This window comes from Alkalicoccus halolimnae (assembly GCF_008014775.2).
GTDB lineage: Bacteria > Bacillota > Bacilli > Bacillales > Salisediminibacteriaceae > Alkalicoccus > Alkalicoccus halolimnae.
This window is the reverse complement of record NZ_CP144914.1, coordinates 2,135,830-2,152,407: the sequence shown is the minus strand read 5'-3', so window position 1 is coordinate 2,152,407 and position 16,578 is coordinate 2,135,830. Positions and strand designations below refer to the sequence as shown.

Genomic DNA, 16,578 nt, shown 5'->3' with positions numbered 1-16,578 from the left:
GGTAGGAAATCTGAAAATTTTATTAAAGTGCAGAAATTGAGTGGTAGAAAGTGGAGAGATGTGGTAAGTTAGTGTTAAGCGGTGGAAAGGGGTGCAGGTGTATGTTCATAGGTGAATTTGAGCACCACTTGGACACTAAAGGCAGAATGATCGTCCCTGCAAAATTCAGGGAGGATTTAGGAGCCTCTTTCGTAATTACCCGCGGTCTTGATCAATGTTTGTTTGTATATCCACATAAAGAATGGAAAAAATTAGAAAATAAATTACAGGAGCTTCCTTTTACAAAAAAAGATGCACGGGCCTTCACTCGTTTCTTTTTCTCAGGTGCGACTGAATGTGATTTAGATAAACAAAACCGTATTAATATCCCCGCAGTTTTGAGAAAACATGCTCAATTGGAAAAAGAATGTGTTGTTATTGGTGTTTCTTCAAGAGTGGAAATATGGGATAAACATATTTGGGAATCCTATGTGGATGCTTCTGCAGATTCATTTGGAGAAATTGCGGAAGGATTATTCGATATGGAGTAAAAAAGGAGGATCGCAGCTTTTGTTTGAACATGAGACAGTACTAAAAGAAGAGACAGTTTCTGGATTAAATGTAAAACCTGATGGGCTTTATGTTGATTGTACCCTCGGCGGTGGCGGCCACAGTGAACGATTGTTAGCCGAATTATCAAGTAAAGGCAGGCTTTATGCATTTGATCAGGACGAATCTGCTCTGAAGGCAGCGTCGGGACGTTTTAAATCAGACAATATTATTTTTATCCGCTCCAATTTCAGCGGGTTAAAAGATGAACTTATAAAGCAGGGAGTAACGAAAGTAGACGGAATTATGTTTGATCTTGGAGTCTCCTCCCCTCAATTCGATATACCGGAACGCGGGTTCAGCTACCGTTATGATGCTCCGCTGGACATGCGGATGGATCAGACACAGGAGCTTACAGCTTATCAGATTATTAACAGCTGGAGCTTTCAGAATCTGCACTGGATTATACATACTTACGGAGAAGAAAAGTTCGCCAAGCAGATTGCCAGGAAAATTGAAAAAGCAAGAGAAATAAAGCCGGTGGAAACGACGTTTGAGCTCGTTGAATTAATTAAAGAAGGCATACCTGCTCCTGCCAGACGTAAAGGCGGACATCCTGCTAAAAGAACGTTTCAGGCTTTCCGTATTGCAGTAAATAATGAACTTGGTGTTTTTGAAGAAGCGCTGGAACAGGCGGTTGATTTACTTGCATCTGAAGGACGTATCGCTGTTATAACGTTTCATTCTCTCGAAGACAGAATCTGTAAAAGATTCTTCAAAAAGAAAAGCAGTCTGCCGGATCTTCCGAAAGGTCTGCCGGTTATTCCGGACGGGATGGAACCAGAATTGAAACTTATTACGCGAAAACCAATTACTGCATCTGAGGAAGAATTGATTAATAATAACCGGGCTCATTCAGCCAAACTACGAATAGCAGAAAAAACTTAAAATAGAGGAAGGTGTTCCCATGAGTCCATTGCTAGATCAAAGGCAGACCTCTGCTGCACCGGAAACAAAGCCGAACAGACAACCGCTTCCAGGAAAAATTAAAAGATCGATCACCCGGGGAGAAAAACTCATTTATGGTTTAGCCGCCCCTCTTATTCTCGCTTTCAGTTTTTTAATCGTCAGTAACTACGCGACGCTCTATTCCCTCAATCACGATATGCAGACGATAGAATCCAATATAAGTGAACAGGAAAGTGCTAATGAAGCACTTGCTCTCCAGGTTACCGAACTTAGTGATGCTGACCGTATTTTGACAATCGCTAAAACAGAGCTGGGAATGTCTTTAAAAGAAGGACAGGTTCAGGTTATGCATCAGATCGACTAAATAGAAGTGGATTTTTTGGAAAAACTTTTCCGAGGCTTTTTTAAAAGTTTCCGGAAAGGTTTTTTCTCTTCTAAGGCATTGAATCAGGAGTGACATTAAAGAGGTGGAAAAGTGGAATTAAAAAAGAATCGTAAAATTACAAGGCGTGCTGTAGCGATGGTGATTATTTTTGGATTCGCTATAATGATAATGTTTTCGCGTTTTATATATATTCAGGCTTCTAAAGAAGTGCAGGATGTAAATCTTGCAGAGTTATTGGAAACAAGATGGACGGAGACAATTCCAATTCACGGAGAGCGCGGAAACATAGTTGACAGAAATGGAGAAACGCTTGCAGAGGAAATTCCTTCCTATTCGATAGTTGCCATTCTTGATGACAGATACGAATCCCACGTTAGCGAACCGAAAGAAACGGCTGATGCTCTTGCGTCGGTACTTGGAGGCAGTGCAGATTATTATGAGAGCCAGTTCTTAAAGGATTCGGTGCAGGTAGAACTTGGGGCAACTGCTAAAAATTTGAGTTATGAAACACGGGAAAATATCGAAGCCCTGGAACTTCCGGGTATTACATTCAGAGAGGATCCGCGCAGGTATTATCCCAACCAGACCTTCGCCTCCCATATTATCGGTTATACTGAACGTGATATGTCAGAAGCGCGTATGGGGCTGGAAAGCAGCCTGAATAACTATCTCCAGGGAGAATCTGGTTATATTGAATATCAACAGGATGGAAGAGGCAGGCCGCTTTCCCAGGCACAGGAAATTATCAGCAGTCCCGATCACGGTGATGACGTAGTCCTTACACTGGATTCACGCATACAAATGGCAATGGAACAAACAATGGACCAGGTTGATGAAATGTACGAACCGGAAAAAATGATGGCGATAGCAGCACACGCTGAAACCGGGGAAATTCTCGCTATGTCCAATCGCCCGAGTTTTAACCCGAATGAGTATGAAAATGTGGAAAACTATACAAATTACAACATCTCCTCCAGGTTCGAGCCTGGATCCACAATGAAAATGTTTACTCTTGCTGCTGCAATTGAAGAAGGAGTATATGACGGTGAGGATACCTTTGAATCGGGCAGGTATCAGGTTACCGACAGAACAATCCGAGATCACAATAACGGGGAAGGCTGGGGAGAAATCACTTTTAACGAAGGGGTCCAGCGATCTTCCAATGTAGCATTTTCGAAAATAGCTATTGAAATTCTTGGTCCTGAAAAATTATATGAGTATATTGATTCTTTTGGATTCAGAACACCGACAGGCATTGATCTTCCTAATGAAGTGAGCGGTGGTCAGATAGCAGAATCCTATACTATCGATGCAGCGACTACGGCTTTCGGCCAGGCTACTTCCATTTCTCCGATGCAGCAGGTGCATGCTGCACTTGCAGTTGCGAACGACGGCAAAATGATGAAACCTTATGTTGTATCAGAAATAGTTGATGGAACAACAGGGGAAGTAGTCACTAAAAACGAGCCGGAATCGACAGGCGAACCAATATCGGCTGAAACTGCCAAAGAAGTGAGAGACATTCTTGAAACGGTAGTATCTGAAGAAGAAGGAACAGGAGGTATTTATGGAATAGAAGGGTATGACATTGCTGGAAAAACGGGGACAGCTCAAATCCCTCGTGAAGACGGAGGGGGATATATATCCGGCCATGGTGAAAATATTTACTCTTTCATTGGTATGGCACCGGCAGACGATCCTCAAGTGGTCGTTTATGTAGCCGTGGAACGTCCGGATCTGGAAGAAACGGAATATGGCAACCGTCCTGTCTCCATGGTGTTCCGGCAGGTTATGGAGCAGAGTATGCAGTATTTGAATATTGCTCCACATGAGGAAGAAAGTACGGAAACCGTGGAACTGGGAGAAGATTTTGTAACTCCGGACTTTTCGGGTGAAAACAGGGAGAAAGTGTTAGACTCATTAGAAGAAGAAGGTATGGAACCTGTTATTATCGGAGAAGGCAGAGTAATAAGAGCCCAGTCCTATGAGGAAGGGACGCTGCTTGCACCGGAGGAAAAGATAATTCTTCAGGCTTCCGGAGAGGCTTACATGCCGGAAATCGATGGTTGGAGCCTTCGAAATGTTCAGCAGCTGGCTTCGCTTATTGGAGCAGAGGTGGACTATAGTGGAAGCGGGTTTGCTGTAGCTCAGGAGCCTTTACCTGGAACTCCTGTAGATGAAATAGATAATATCAAGATTGAATTAGGAGACCCGGAAGAAGAAAGTCAGGAAGAGCAGGAAGATCAGGAGGAAACTTTACAGCTTCCTGAGTAAGAAGATTCAGAAGGTGCTGCTTTACTAATGTTTAAGCAGCACTTTTAAATCATCTGCTTCCCAATTATGGAATGCTGCTCGAAATTTGATAATACATACATTAAAAAAAGTATGACAAACTCACCGTAAATAAGTAGAATGGATGACGGACATTTTGAAATAATAAAAGGATGATAAAAGTTATGATGTCATTAAAAGAAATAGTTTCTCTGCTTCCTGTATGTGAGGTTTCGGGGTTTGAAGAGAAAACGATAATAGAAACGATATCAATGGATTCAAGATTAATTGAAAAAAAATCGTTGTTCTTTTGCGTTCCTGGCTTCACCGTTGATGGGCATGATTTCGCACAGGAAGCTGTGGAGGCTGGAGCAGCTGCTCTCGTAACGGACAGGCCGATTCAAATGTCCGTACCTGTTATCCAGGTCCCGGATGTAAGAAGAGCGATGGCGTTAATATCAGCTCGTTTTTATGAATATCCAAGCCAGGAACTTAAAATGATCGGGGTAACTGGTACTAACGGTAAAACCTCCGTGACCCACTTCCTCGAACAAATGCTGGAGCTTCTCGAAGTTGAGACCGGAATTATTGGTACTATGTACACAAAATATGCTGGAAAGGAAATTTCCTCCAATAATACTACCCCGGAATCGATTGTACTTCAAAAAATTCTCAGGGATATGCGGGATGCTGAAACAGAAGCAGCAGCGATGGAAGTTTCTTCCCATGCCCTTTCCAATGGAAGAATTCACGGAACTCGATTTGATATAGCTGTTTATACGAATCTTTCGCAGGACCACCTTGATTATCATGCTACTATGGAAGATTATGCCAGAGCAAAGAGTCTGCTTTTCGCTCAGCTGGGGAGCGGTTTTGTAAAAGAACGACAGCCTTATTCTGTTATTAATGTTGATGATCCATATTCTGAAATTATGATGGAAGCTTCAGCAGCACCGCTCATCACTTATGGACTTTCTAAACATGCAGCGGTTCGTGCCGAAGAGGTGGAGCTCAGTGGAGGTAGGTCAAATTTTTACTTTTGTGCTCCTGGAATCCGTGATCACGTTACCCTGAATCTTCCAGGGCGTTTTTCTATTTATAATGCTCTTGCAGCTGCTTCAGCATTGTACGCTTATGGTTGGAGATGGCAGGAAATTATTCCGCTTATTCCACTTTTAAAAGGGGTCAGAGGCAGGTTTGAACCTGTATTTTCTTCGGCGCCGGTTCACGCTCTCGTGGACTACGCTCACACGCCGGACAGTCTGGAAAATGTGCTTCAGACCATTAAGGATGCAGCGGAAGGAAAAATAATTACAGTCATAGGCTGCGGAGGAGACAGAGACAGAAAGAAACGTCCTCTGATGGCGGCTATTGCTGAGAAGTACAGCAGCTTTACTTATTTAACATCAGATAACCCCCGCACAGAAAAACCTGAAGCAATAATTGAAGAAATGAAATCAGGAATGAGCGGAATACGTTATAATGTCATTGTTGACAGAGAAGAAGCTATTAACGAGGCTGTTAGGAAAGCGAAGCCAGGAGATGTAGTTTTAATCGCAGGAAAGGGCCATGAAACTTATCAGGAAATAGGCAGGGACCGAATTTATTTCGATGACAAAAAAGCAGCAGAGAAAGCTTTAAAGGAGTGGGTAGAATGACAGCATTCGTATCATCCGAAAAGTTGGCTCCTCTTGTAAAAAAAGTACAGGGTTTAAACTCGAAAATTTCTTTTCCGAAAGTGGTAAGCAATATTTATGATGTAGAAACAGGGACCCTTTTTATTCCTAGAGAAGAAGAAAGGTACGACGGTCACCAGTTTATTGAAGCAGCAATAGAAGGAGGGGCAGCAGGAGCTCTCTGGCGTGCAGGCGAACCGATACCACAGACGGTTCCTGAAGACTTTCCCCTTTTTATTACGGAAGACCCTGCCTCAGTCTGCCGTCACCTGGCTGCGGAATATTTAAAAGAACATCGTGCAGAAGTAGTATTTGTAGAAGGCGATTATACAGCATCTTTTATCCTGCGCGTTCTGAAAACGTGGACTTCAGGGAAAAATACAGAAGTGATCAAAGAACAGGAAACAAAAGCAGTTGATACTGCAGAATTGATCCTGTCTTTAGATCTGGATACGGAACTAGTCTTTGTGGAAGCGGTGGAAAGCAGCCGCCGGATGCATGAGATGGCTTCTCTGCTTCAACCGGATATAGCACTGGTCAGCTATTACAACGCCGATGCTTTTGATGAAGCAGAAGTAGAGGAAGGCAGTTCGAATACTTTTCATGCATCTCTGCTGCCGAATTATCCGGAAACGAAGCACCTCACCATTCCCTCCTGGCTGGAAAGTTACAGACCGCTTCTTGAAGCTGCAGCTTCTGTTTATAAAGTGATTACCGGCCAGGATGTTCCTCCCATGGAACTGCTTACAGCGGAAGCTTTTGGCTTTCAGACGATGAAAACGAGAGCAGATGGGCTCGTTTTATTTGAAGCAGAAGCAATGGAGAAAACCAATCTTGACTATTCATTAGGCTGGCTGTCCCACATTCAGCCGTTTGAAAGGCGCATACTCGTAATTGATGAGGGTTTTCAGGCGGATCGGTTTCACAAATCCGTACACGAATTATTCGCAGATCATATTACCAGTTCGATAACAGATGTGTTTGCTGTAGGAGAAAAAGCATTCTGGGTGTCTGATGCATTATCGAGAGCGGGAAGAAAAAATTTAAATACGCAGTACTACAAAACGCATGTTGATGCGATTGATGATCTGCGCGGAGCTCTGAACGGACCGAACGTTATTATGTATAAAGGTGCGAACAGAGAACTTATTTATCAAATCCTGCATCAACTGAACAGGAATTAGAGAGGGGAAAGTTTCATGTTTGAAAATGGGCTGTTTTTTGCCTTATTACTTGCTTTTTTATTAACTGTATTTATCTCACCTGTCTTTATACCATTTTTACAGAAATTAAAATTTGGACAGAGTATACGGAATGAAGGACCAGAATCCCATCATAAAAAAACCGGTACACCTACGATGGGCGGTACGATGATCATTTTTGCGGCGGCGGTTTCTTCATTGATCATTGCCGGTCAGTTTCATACTCTCGGAGTGGAAGTATGGCTGCTTTTACTCGTAACAATCGGTTTTGGAACGCTTGGGTTTTTGGATGACTTTATCAAAGTCGTAAAGAAAAGAAATCTTGGTCTTACTTCAAAACAAAAATTCCTCGGGCAGGTAGTGATTTCTGCTGTTGTCTATTTTGTTCTTCAGCAGACTGGCCTTTCGACTGAAATAGGAGTGCCGGGGACGAATCTGGCAGTGGATATCGGCTGGTTTTATTTCCCTCTCATCATCATTATGCTGGTAGGAGCAAGCAATGCTGTGAATCTGACGGATGGTCTGGACGGCCTCGTGGCAGGTACTGCAGCGGTTGCTTTTACAGCCTTTGGAATAATTGCTGCTTTATCCGGGCTTTGGACTGTGTCGATCTTTTCGCTGGCCATAGTAGGAGCCGTACTTGGATTTCTAGTATTCAATGCCCATCCTGCAAAGGTTTTTATGGGAGACACAGGGTCTCTGGCACTCGGCGGAGCTCTTGCTATGATAGCTATCTTTACGAAAACAGAACTCCTGTTAGTACTTATAGGCGGCGTTTTCGTTATTGAAACTCTCTCTGTTATTCTGCAGGTAGCCTCGTATAAGATCAGGAAAAAAAGAGTATTTAAGATGAGCCCTCTTCACCATCATTATGAACTATCCGGTTGGAGTGAATGGCGAGTCGTATTAACTTTCTGGGCTGTCGGATTACTTTTTGCAGTTACTGGAATTTGGCTGGAGGTAGGTCTTTAATGCAAACAACAAGGTGGTTAAATAAAAATGTTCTTGTACTTGGACTGGCAAGAAGTGGAACAGAAGCCGCAAAATTGCTTTTGGAACTCGGAGCCAAAGTAACAGTTAATGACCAGACGCCATTTGCCGGTAACAAGCAGGCTCAGGAATTGAAAGAACTGGGCGCAGAGGTTATCTGCGGGAGTCATCCGCTTGATTTAATTCATAATGGACTGGATACGGTAGTGAAAAATCCGGGAATCCGTTATGATCATCCGATGATATCTAAAGCGGCAGAGCTCGCCATCCCTATTCTGACAGAGATTCAGCTCGCCTATGATTCATCTCCTTGTCCAATTACTGCGGTAACCGGATCAAATGGAAAAACAACAACTACTACGATGATAGGAGAGATGCTCAGAGCATCCGGGTTATCTCCGCTCACAGCAGGCAATATAGGAGAAGCTGCTTCCGGAGTTGTTAGAAACGCCCAAGCTGATAATAATCTGGTAATGGAATTATCCAGTTTTCAACTAATGGGAATAGATTCCTTTCGTCCGAAAACGGCCGTATTGTTAAATCTCGTAGATGCCCATCTTGATTATCACGGAACCAGAGAAGAATACATCCGGGCGAAAAAACAGATTTTCCGATACCAGACAGAAGACGATTATCTTATTTATAATGCAGACGATCCAACAGTGGTTGATATGGTCGAAGATGCCTCAGCGCAGAAGATTCCCTTTTCTTTGAAATCCGAGCAGAAAAGCGGTGCATATATTAAAGAAGGAATGATCTTTATAATGGGTGAACCCGCATCATCTTTGGAAGCATTTTCTCTTCCTGGAGAATATAACATTGCAAATGCCATGGCAGCAGGCTGTGCTGCCAAAACAGCTGGAGCAGATATAAAAAGCATCGGATCGGTGATGAAATCATTCAGCGGAGTAAAGCACAGGCTTCAGTTTGTAAAAGAATGGAAGGGGAGGAGTTTTTATAATAACTCTAAGGCTACTAATGTTCCTGCAGCCATTACTTCTCTCGAAGCATTTGAAAAACCTGTAATTCTCCTTTGTGGAGGTCTTGACAGAGGACTGCCTTTTAACGAATTAACAAATTCGCTTCATAATGTTAAAGCTATGCTTACATATGGTGAAACAGCAGGAAAGCTTGCAGAAGCAGGCAGAGCAGCCCGTGTAAATGAAATACACGAACTTGAGAGTTTAGAAGAAGCTGTTTTACAAGCGGTAAAGCTTTCTGCTGAAGGAGACATCGTTCTGTTATCTCCTGCCTGTGCATCATGGGATCAATTTAAAACGTTTGAGGAGCGCGGGGAAACGTTTATTGAAGCTGTTAATGAATATACGTCCGATCATAAAGCAAATCATGGAGGCAGGTAAGCGATGAAAGTTTTAGTATCCGGCGGTGGGACAGGTGGTCATATTTATCCCGCTTTAGCACTTATCCGTCATTTGGAAAGAGAAGAGAACGCAGAATTCCTATATATAGGTACTGAAAAAGGTCTGGAAGCTTCAATCGTTCCTAAAGCAGGAGTTCCGTTTAAAAGTGTGCATATAACAGGTTTCCGGCGCAAAATCAGTTTTGAGAATGTAAAAACGATAGCCAGATTTGTAAAAGCGACCCGTACAGCAAAAAAATATATATCAGATTTTAATCCCGATGTTGTTATTGGAACAGGAGGATATGTTTGTGGTCCGGTTGTTTTTGCAGCTGCCAGAGCTGGGATACCAACTATCGTTCATGAGCAGAACAGTGTACCCGGCTTAACGAATAAATTCCTTTCAAAATATGTAGATAAAGTTGCGGTTTCTTTTGAAGAAGCAGCCCAGTATTTCCCAAAAGACAAAGTTGTCTTCACGGGGAATCCCCGGGCTTCTGAAGTTGCGGAGCATAAAAGTGATCATTCTTCTCTTGCCGCCCTGGGTCTTTCAGAGAATAAGCCGACAGTTTTGATTGTAGGTGGCAGCAGAGGAGCAAAACCTATTAATGAAGCAGTAATGGCAGCTTTTCAGGACTGGAAGGAAGAATCTTTCCAAGTGGTATATGTAACGGGAGAAGTTCATTACGAGGAAATTGCTGATAAAATGGCAGGAGTCAGCAGTAACAATATTAAAACTGTATCCTATATTGACGATATGCCTGCACTCCTAAAAGAAGTACATCTGGTCATTGCACGTGCTGGAGCAACAACATTAGCGGAAATTACGGCACTCGGTCTCCCCTCGATTCTTGTACCAAGTCCGCACGTAACGAATAATCATCAATTCAAAAATGCAAGTGCTTTAGTGGATAAAGGTGCTGCGATTCTGCTTGAAGAAAACGAACTGACAGCTGAACTGCTGACAGCTTCTATCCGGTCCGGTCTCGATAAAAATAACCAGATTAAAATGAAAGAAAAAGCTTTCGAGGCTGGAGTGCCGGAAGCAGCAGCTTTATTGTCCAGAGAAATGAAAGCATTGAAAAAAGGCTGATTATGGGGGGAAGGTAATGGCCGATAAAACGGTAGTTGATATGCAGGATAAATTACCCCAGCTGAAAGAACAAAGAAAGCAGCGATCACGGCGGAGGTTCATTGTCTACGTTTCTATTTTCCTGATATTAATTGCAGTAATGGTCTATTTACAAAGTGGATTCAGCAATGTGAAAAGCATTGAAGTTACTGGAGCAGAAACAATGGGGGATAGCGAAGTGATCGCTTTGTCTGAACTGAATCATGAAGTGAACATCTGGAGCTTAAATAAAGAGGACCGAACGGAGCGGATAGAGAGTCACGATGCTGTAACTGATGCCTCAATTTCAAGAGGATGGTTTAACAAAGTTATCATCCACATTGAAGAATATAAAGTGATTGCCAGTGTATCTCAAAATGAAGGAAAACCTTTACCAGTTTTAGAAAATGGAAAACTTTATGATTCAGCAGAAGTAAAAATAGGAAGTGTCCCTCTTCTACGGGATTTTGAAGATGCGGCGCTGATTGAGGAAACTGCCATGGAGCTTGGAAAAATGTCAGAATCGTTAAGAGGACGTATTTCAGAAGTGATTTATAATCCTGATGAAAGTAACCCGGATAGAGTAACGGTTTTAATGAACGATGGCTGGACAGTCAGTTCTACTATAAGAGCCTTTGCAGAGAGAATGGAGCCATACCCGACAATAGTTCAGCAGCTGGAACCTGATCAGGAAGGAATCATTCATATGCGGCTCAACCCATATTTTGAATCATTCCGGGAAGAAGAGGATATAACTGTAGAATGAGAAGTAAATACATTTTATATGTTAAAAACTATTCCTCTTCAGATTTTCATATTTAAGGCAGGGTTATTTTGAGGAATTCTCTTATTCCTGCCTTTATTTGCTTTTCTCGTACTGCAACTTAGTGTAGACTTGTAATTATCGGATATTTAAAGAGGAGATCTTTTAAAAATATCTCTTGAAGATTAATCCGTGAAAAAAGAAACAGAATTATCATTGTAATCGAACAAATGACTATTATAATTAAGTATAGAATGAAGTATATTAGAGAGAGCTGAATATTATCAGCTGAAGGAGGTGCCATCGGTGAATTATGAACATACATACGTGACGCTCGACATTGGAACATCCAATGTCCGTATCGTTATCGGAGAAGTATCAAACGGAGCATTAAATATAATCGGAGTAGGCGAAGTCAAATCTGCAGGCTTAAGAAGAGGAGCTATTGTGGACATTGACGAAACAGTCAATTCGATCCGACAGGCGGTTGAAAAAGCAGAGCGGATGATAGATATGTCAATATCCAAAGTTATTGTCGGGGTTTCCGGCAATCATATAAAGCTTCAGCCATGCCATGGAGTGGTAGCTGTTTCAAGTGATGACCGGGAAATTTCTGATGAAGATGTAAAGAGAGTAATAGATGCTGCGCAGGTAATGTCTATTCCGCCGGATCGTGAAGTGATAGACGTTATCCCAAAACAATTTATTGTCGATGGACTTGATGAAATAAATGACCCTCGTGGTATGATGGGTGTGCGATTAGAGATGGAAGGTACAATTCTTACCGGTTCAAAGACCATTCTTCATAACCTGCTCCGCTGTGTTGAAAAAGCAGGATTGGAAACGGCTGATATCGTACTGCAGCCGATCGCAGCCGGTTCTATAGCACTTTCGAAAGATGAACGGAGTCTGGGAGTGGCACTCTTAGACCTTGGCGGCGGCTCTACCACCGTTTCTGTTTTTGAAAACGGATCGCTTCAGGCCGTTAGACAGATCCCTATTGGCGGCGACCATATCGTGAATGATATTGCTGTCGGGCTCCGGACATCATCGGAAGAAGCAGAGGCTGTGAAACACAGCTATGGCCATGCTTTAATCGATGCTGCCTCCGATGATGAGACTTTTGAAGTTTCGGAGATAGGCAGTGATCAGCTTCAGGAATTTTCACAATGGCAGCTGGCAAATATTATTGAACCTCGGGCGGAAGAAATTCTTCTGCTGGCCGTGAAAGAGCTTAAAGAGCTAGGATATGAAGCGCTTCCGGGAGGATTTGTCCTTACAGGAGGAAACGCTAAAATTCCAGGAATTCTGGAGCTTGCTAAAGAAGTTTTCCAGAAGAACGTACGCATCTCTGTTCCTGATTATATTGGTGTGCGGGAGCCTCAATATACAAATGGAGTAGGGTTAATCACTTTTGCTAACAAAAATGCACGTATTCAGGGGAAACAGCTTGACTCCGGGCTGGAAGAAAAAGTAACGGTTCCGCTTCACAGACAGGAAATGAAAAGAGAACGGCCGCACCAGCAGCCGGCTAAAGAAGGCCCGGGTCTGAAACAAAAGATGTCGAAAATGTTTAAGTCATTTTTAGAGTAGCAGCTGGATGGACGTTTATAAACGAACAAAGATTTGAAATGGAGGATCGCAATTATGCTAGATTTTGAAATGGAAGAAGATCAGATGGCGAAAATTAAAGTAATAGGTGTCGGCGGGGGCGGAAGCAACGCCGTTAACCGTATGATTGAAAATGGACTGCAGGGAGTAGAGTTTATTGCAGTCAATACAGACGCACAGGCGTTAAAGATGTCACAGGCTACCGAACGTCTTCAGCTCGGTGGAAAGCTTACACGAGGTCTTGGTGCAGGGGCCAACCCGGATATAGGGAAAAAAGCCGCTGAAGAAAGCCGTGAGCAGCTTCAGGAACAGCTTCAAGGTGCCGACATGGTGTTTATTACTGCCGGCATGGGCGGCGGAACCGGTACAGGAGCAGCCCCTGTTATTGCAGAAATTGCACGTGAAGTAGGCGCTCTTACGGTAGGAGTGGTTACCCGTCCATTTACATTTGAAGGACGCAAGCGGACAACGCATGCTGCTTCGGGAATTGAAGCACTTAAAGAAGCTGTAGATACACTTATTGTGATTCCTAATGACCGTCTTCTTGAAATTGTTGATAAAAATACACCGATGCTTGAAGCATTCCGAGAAGCAGATAATGTTCTGCGTCAGGGTGTCCAGGGCATCTCCGACCTTATTGCGGTGCCTGGATTAATCAATCTGGACTTCGCAGACGTAAAAACGATTATGAGTGAACAGGGATCCGCGCTTATGGGGATTGGTGTTGCAACTGGTGAAAATCGTGCTGCAGATGCTGCTAAAAAAGCGATTTCTTCTCCACTTCTTGAGACAAGTGTCGACGGAGCACAAGGTGTTCTTATGAATATTACCGGGGGCTCCAACCTTAGTCTATTTGAAGTCCATGAAGCTGCCGAAATCGTATCATCTGCTTCAGACCAGGAAGTCAACATGATTTTTGGTTCAGTTATAAATGAAAATCTTGAAGATGAAATCGTCGTTACCGTTATTGCGACAGGCTTTGAAGAAAGATTGCAGCAGCAGGCCGCAGCCAAGCCTCAGCGCCAGTCTAAACCTCAGCCTCAGCAGTCTTCTCAAAGAAAAGAATCCTATGTACGCCAGGAGCCTGCGCAACAGGAATATTCAGCGCCGGAGCCTGAGCCCAAGCAGGAAGACGATACACTCGACATTCCAGCTTTTCTTCGTAACAGACGAAAGCGCTAAAGTATAATTTAAACAAAACAGGCTTACAAATTCTATGCGGATAGATTATAGAACTGAAGCAAAGCCGATAAAATGCCTTCGTGACGAGTATTGTCACGAAGGCATTTTTTGTTGATAATGGAGACAGGCTTGCTTGAGACCTTTTATTTTGGATTTCTCAGCATCCGCATTTAACCCTTCAGCCCTGCTTCTAATCAGATTCGTATTTCGAGAGATAACAATTCAATAGCAGAAAAGGCTTTTCTTATGGTATTATGAGAATCAAAGCAATCTACAGCACGAACCAGCAGGAAGGAGCTTGATTAATGTCTGTCGAAGAAAATCTGCAAAGAATTCAGGAACGTATAAATAATGCGGCAAACGTTGCCGGCAGAAATCCAGAGGATATACATATAGTTGCTGTTACGAAGTACGTTACGATCGAACGTGCAGAAGAAGCAGTAAAGGCGGGGATAAAACATCTTGGAGAAAATCGCCTTGAGGGCGCCATGGAAAAATACGAGGCAATAGGGGATCAGGTCTCCTGGCATTTTATTGGCAGCCTGCAGTCCAGAAAAGTTAAAGATATGATCCACGCTTATGACTATATTCATTCTCTTGATCGTACTTCCCTTGCAAAAGAGATTAATAAAAGATCGGAAGAAGGTCAGACAGTAAAATGTTTTGTCCAGGTAAATGTGAGCGGTGAAGAATCGAAAGCCGGTCTGGCTCCTGCTCAAACATTGGAATTTATTGAAACGCTCAAAAAATATCCTGCCGTGGAAGTGGTCGGCCTGATGACTATGGCACCTTATGAAGAAAAGCCTGAAAAAGTAAGGGACTACTTTCGGAACTTAAAACATCTTCGTGATGAAGTAAGGCTTCAGGGATTTCCACACGCTCCCTGTAAAGAACTCTCCATGGGTATGTCAAATGATTTTGAAATTGCTGTTGAAGAAGGAGCAACGTTTATTCGTGTCGGTTCCTCCCTCGTAGGGGAAGAATAACACTTCGTATAAAGGAGAGACGGATTTGATGACCATTATGAGAAAAATTAAGCGGTATTTTGATGTGGACGATGATTATGAAGACTACGAAAGCAGCGATGATAGTAAAGGCTATGAAGCTCAGCCCGATGAGAAAATGAAAGGCGGGCATACGGAAAAAGACAAGGTCGTTCAATTTAATACTTATCGCCACCCTGCTTCAAAAGTCATCATAATTGAACCGCACTCCTACGACGAAGTTCAGCAGATAGCTGATAAGTTAAAAGAAAAAGTTTCTGTCATTATTAATTTACAAAGAATACCATGGGGAGAAGCAAAGCGAATTGTAGACTTTTTGAGCGGAACAGTTTACGCTGTTAATGGGGATATCCAAAAGCTCGGAGATCACATATTTCTATGTACCCCGGAAAATGTTGAAGTAGCAGGCTCTATTTCTGAAATGCTCCGTGAATAATAGTCAGGCAGGTGAATTTATGTGGCAACATTAGCAAATATTATCATTCAGGTTATGCAGATCTACTGGTTTTTATGTATTATTTATATTTTTATGTCCTGGCTGCCTAATGCCAGAGAATCTCAGTTCGGTCAGACAATCGGTAAAATCGTAGAACCGTTTTTTGCTCCATTCCGGCAGATTATACCGCCTATCGGCATGATTGATATATCACCGATTGTAGCGCTTATTGCTCTGCGATTTGCAATGGATGGCGTTCGCTATCTATTCTCAATGTTTATGTAACGTAACGGTCAGGAGGAGCATCAGTGTCAATTTATGAGCATTTTCGTAAAGAGGAGCATCCTTTTATTGACCAGGTTTCAGACTGGAAAAATACAGTGGAAGAAGAATATCGCTCAAAACTGTCTGATTTTCTGGATCCCAGACAGCAGTATATAGTGTCAAGCATCGTTGGAGGTAACAGCAGCGTATCTGTCATGTTCGAAGGCGGCATTTCAACTGCTGAAAGGAAACGGGCTTTACTGTATCCTGATTATGTAAACCCTGCAACCGAAGACTTTGAACTGAAGGCTTTCGAACTGGATTATCCTGTGAAGTTCGTTCGTATTGATCACCCGCAGGTACTGGGTTCGTTAATCGGCCTGGGATTAAAGCGGGAAAAATTCGGAGATATCATCACAAAAGGGGATAAAATCCAGTTCGTTTGTGCTTCTGAGAATGCTTCTTATATTGAGCACCAGCTGACAAGCATTGGAAAAGCAAAAGTTTCTCTTTTTCCTATTGAATTGGAAGATCTTGTAGATAAAGAGGAATCGTACATAGAAAAATCGACAACTGTTTCTTCCCTTCGTCTTGATGTGATTATTTCGGAGGCTTACAATTTATCCCGGTCAAAAGTGAAGCCTTTTATTCAAACAGATAAAGTGAAAGTAAACTGGAGAATTGCAGACGACCCTTCATTGATTGTTGAAAAAGGCGATATGCTGTCGCTGCGCGGCAAAGGACGCTGCCAGATAGAATCGATTGAAGGGGAAACAAAAAAAGGGAAAGTACGGATCATTCTGAGATATATCGGTTCAGGCTGAAC

Annotated in this window: 16 protein-coding genes; all 16 read left to right on the top strand. The window is 42.8% G+C overall.

What is annotated here, in order from left to right; translation table 11 throughout:
* Positions 1 to 101: 101 nt before the first annotated feature.
* The 16 genes from mraZ (at position 102) to FTX54_RS09720 (ending at position 16,576) form a co-directional block, all read left to right on the top strand.
* Positions 102 to 530, top strand: coding sequence for a division/cell wall cluster transcriptional repressor MraZ (gene mraZ, locus FTX54_RS09795; protein WP_147802415.1), 429 nt, complete (start codon positions 102 to 104; stop codon positions 528 to 530).
* 19 nt (positions 531 to 549) lie between these two features.
* Positions 550 to 1,476: a 16S rRNA (cytosine(1402)-N(4))-methyltransferase RsmH gene (rsmH, locus tag FTX54_RS09790; RefSeq protein ID WP_147802414.1), complete on the top strand. Its 927-nt coding sequence runs from the start codon at positions 550 to 552 to the stop codon at positions 1,474 to 1,476.
* 19 nt (positions 1,477 to 1,495) lie between these two features.
* Positions 1,496 to 1,861 carry a cell division protein FtsL gene (gene ftsL, locus FTX54_RS09785; RefSeq protein WP_147802413.1) on the top strand — a complete coding sequence of 122 codons (366 nt, stop codon included), beginning with the start codon at positions 1,496 to 1,498 and terminating at the stop codon, positions 1,859 to 1,861.
* Between the two features lie 111 nt (positions 1,862 to 1,972).
* Positions 1,973 to 4,156 (top strand): penicillin-binding transpeptidase domain-containing protein, encoded by a 2,184-nt coding sequence (locus tag FTX54_RS09780; protein ID WP_147802412.1) that lies wholly within the window; start codon positions 1,973 to 1,975, stop codon positions 4,154 to 4,156.
* A gap of 182 nt (positions 4,157 to 4,338) precedes the next feature.
* On the top strand, positions 4,339 to 5,811 hold the full coding sequence (locus tag FTX54_RS09775; RefSeq protein ID WP_147802411.1) for a UDP-N-acetylmuramoyl-L-alanyl-D-glutamate--2,6-diaminopimelate ligase: 1,473 nt from the start codon (positions 4,339 to 4,341) through the stop codon (positions 5,809 to 5,811).
* Complete coding sequence (locus tag FTX54_RS09770; RefSeq protein WP_147802410.1) at positions 5,808 to 7,013, top strand: hypothetical protein; 1,206 nt, start codon at positions 5,808 to 5,810, stop codon at positions 7,011 to 7,013. The genes FTX54_RS09775 and FTX54_RS09770 overlap by 4 nt, the downstream gene beginning before the upstream one ends.
* A gap of 15 nt (positions 7,014 to 7,028) precedes the next feature.
* Entirely contained in the window at positions 7,029 to 8,003 is a 975-nt protein-coding gene (gene mraY, locus FTX54_RS09765; RefSeq protein WP_147802409.1) for a phospho-N-acetylmuramoyl-pentapeptide-transferase, read from the top strand.
* Positions 8,003 to 9,382, top strand: a complete 1,380-nt coding sequence (gene murD / locus FTX54_RS09760) for a UDP-N-acetylmuramoyl-L-alanine--D-glutamate ligase (protein ID WP_147802408.1) — start codon at positions 8,003 to 8,005, stop codon at positions 9,380 to 9,382. Before mraY ends, murD begins: the two co-directional genes overlap by 1 nt.
* A 3-nt stretch (positions 9,383 to 9,385) precedes the next feature.
* A complete protein-coding gene (murG, locus tag FTX54_RS09755; RefSeq protein WP_147802407.1) occupies positions 9,386 to 10,474 on the top strand; it encodes an undecaprenyldiphospho-muramoylpentapeptide beta-N-acetylglucosaminyltransferase in 1,089 nt (362 codons plus the stop codon).
* A 16-nt stretch (positions 10,475 to 10,490) separates the two neighbouring features.
* A complete protein-coding gene (locus FTX54_RS09750; RefSeq protein ID WP_147802406.1) occupies positions 10,491 to 11,258 on the top strand; it encodes a cell division protein FtsQ/DivIB in 768 nt (255 codons plus the stop codon).
* 303 nt (positions 11,259 to 11,561) lie between these two features.
* Positions 11,562 to 12,848: a cell division protein FtsA gene (gene ftsA, locus FTX54_RS09745; protein ID WP_147802405.1), complete on the top strand. Its 1,287-nt coding sequence runs from the start codon at positions 11,562 to 11,564 to the stop codon at positions 12,846 to 12,848.
* A gap of 54 nt (positions 12,849 to 12,902) precedes the next feature.
* A complete protein-coding gene (gene ftsZ / locus FTX54_RS09740) occupies positions 12,903 to 14,048 on the top strand; it encodes a cell division protein FtsZ (protein WP_147802404.1) in 1,146 nt (381 codons plus the stop codon).
* A gap of 305 nt (positions 14,049 to 14,353) precedes the next feature.
* Entirely contained in the window at positions 14,354 to 15,034 is a 681-nt protein-coding gene (locus FTX54_RS09735; RefSeq protein WP_147802403.1) for a YggS family pyridoxal phosphate-dependent enzyme, read from the top strand.
* A gap of 28 nt (positions 15,035 to 15,062) precedes the next feature.
* Entirely contained in the window at positions 15,063 to 15,488 is a 426-nt protein-coding gene (locus FTX54_RS09730) for a cell division protein SepF (RefSeq protein ID WP_147802507.1), read from the top strand.
* A gap of 21 nt (positions 15,489 to 15,509) precedes the next feature.
* Positions 15,510 to 15,773, top strand: coding sequence for a YggT family protein (locus tag FTX54_RS09725; RefSeq protein ID WP_422387401.1), 264 nt, complete (start codon positions 15,510 to 15,512; stop codon positions 15,771 to 15,773).
* A gap of 23 nt (positions 15,774 to 15,796) precedes the next feature.
* Entirely contained in the window at positions 15,797 to 16,576 is a 780-nt protein-coding gene (locus FTX54_RS09720) for an RNA-binding protein (RefSeq protein ID WP_147802402.1), read from the top strand.
* The last annotated feature ends 2 nt before the right edge of the window (positions 16,577 to 16,578 follow it).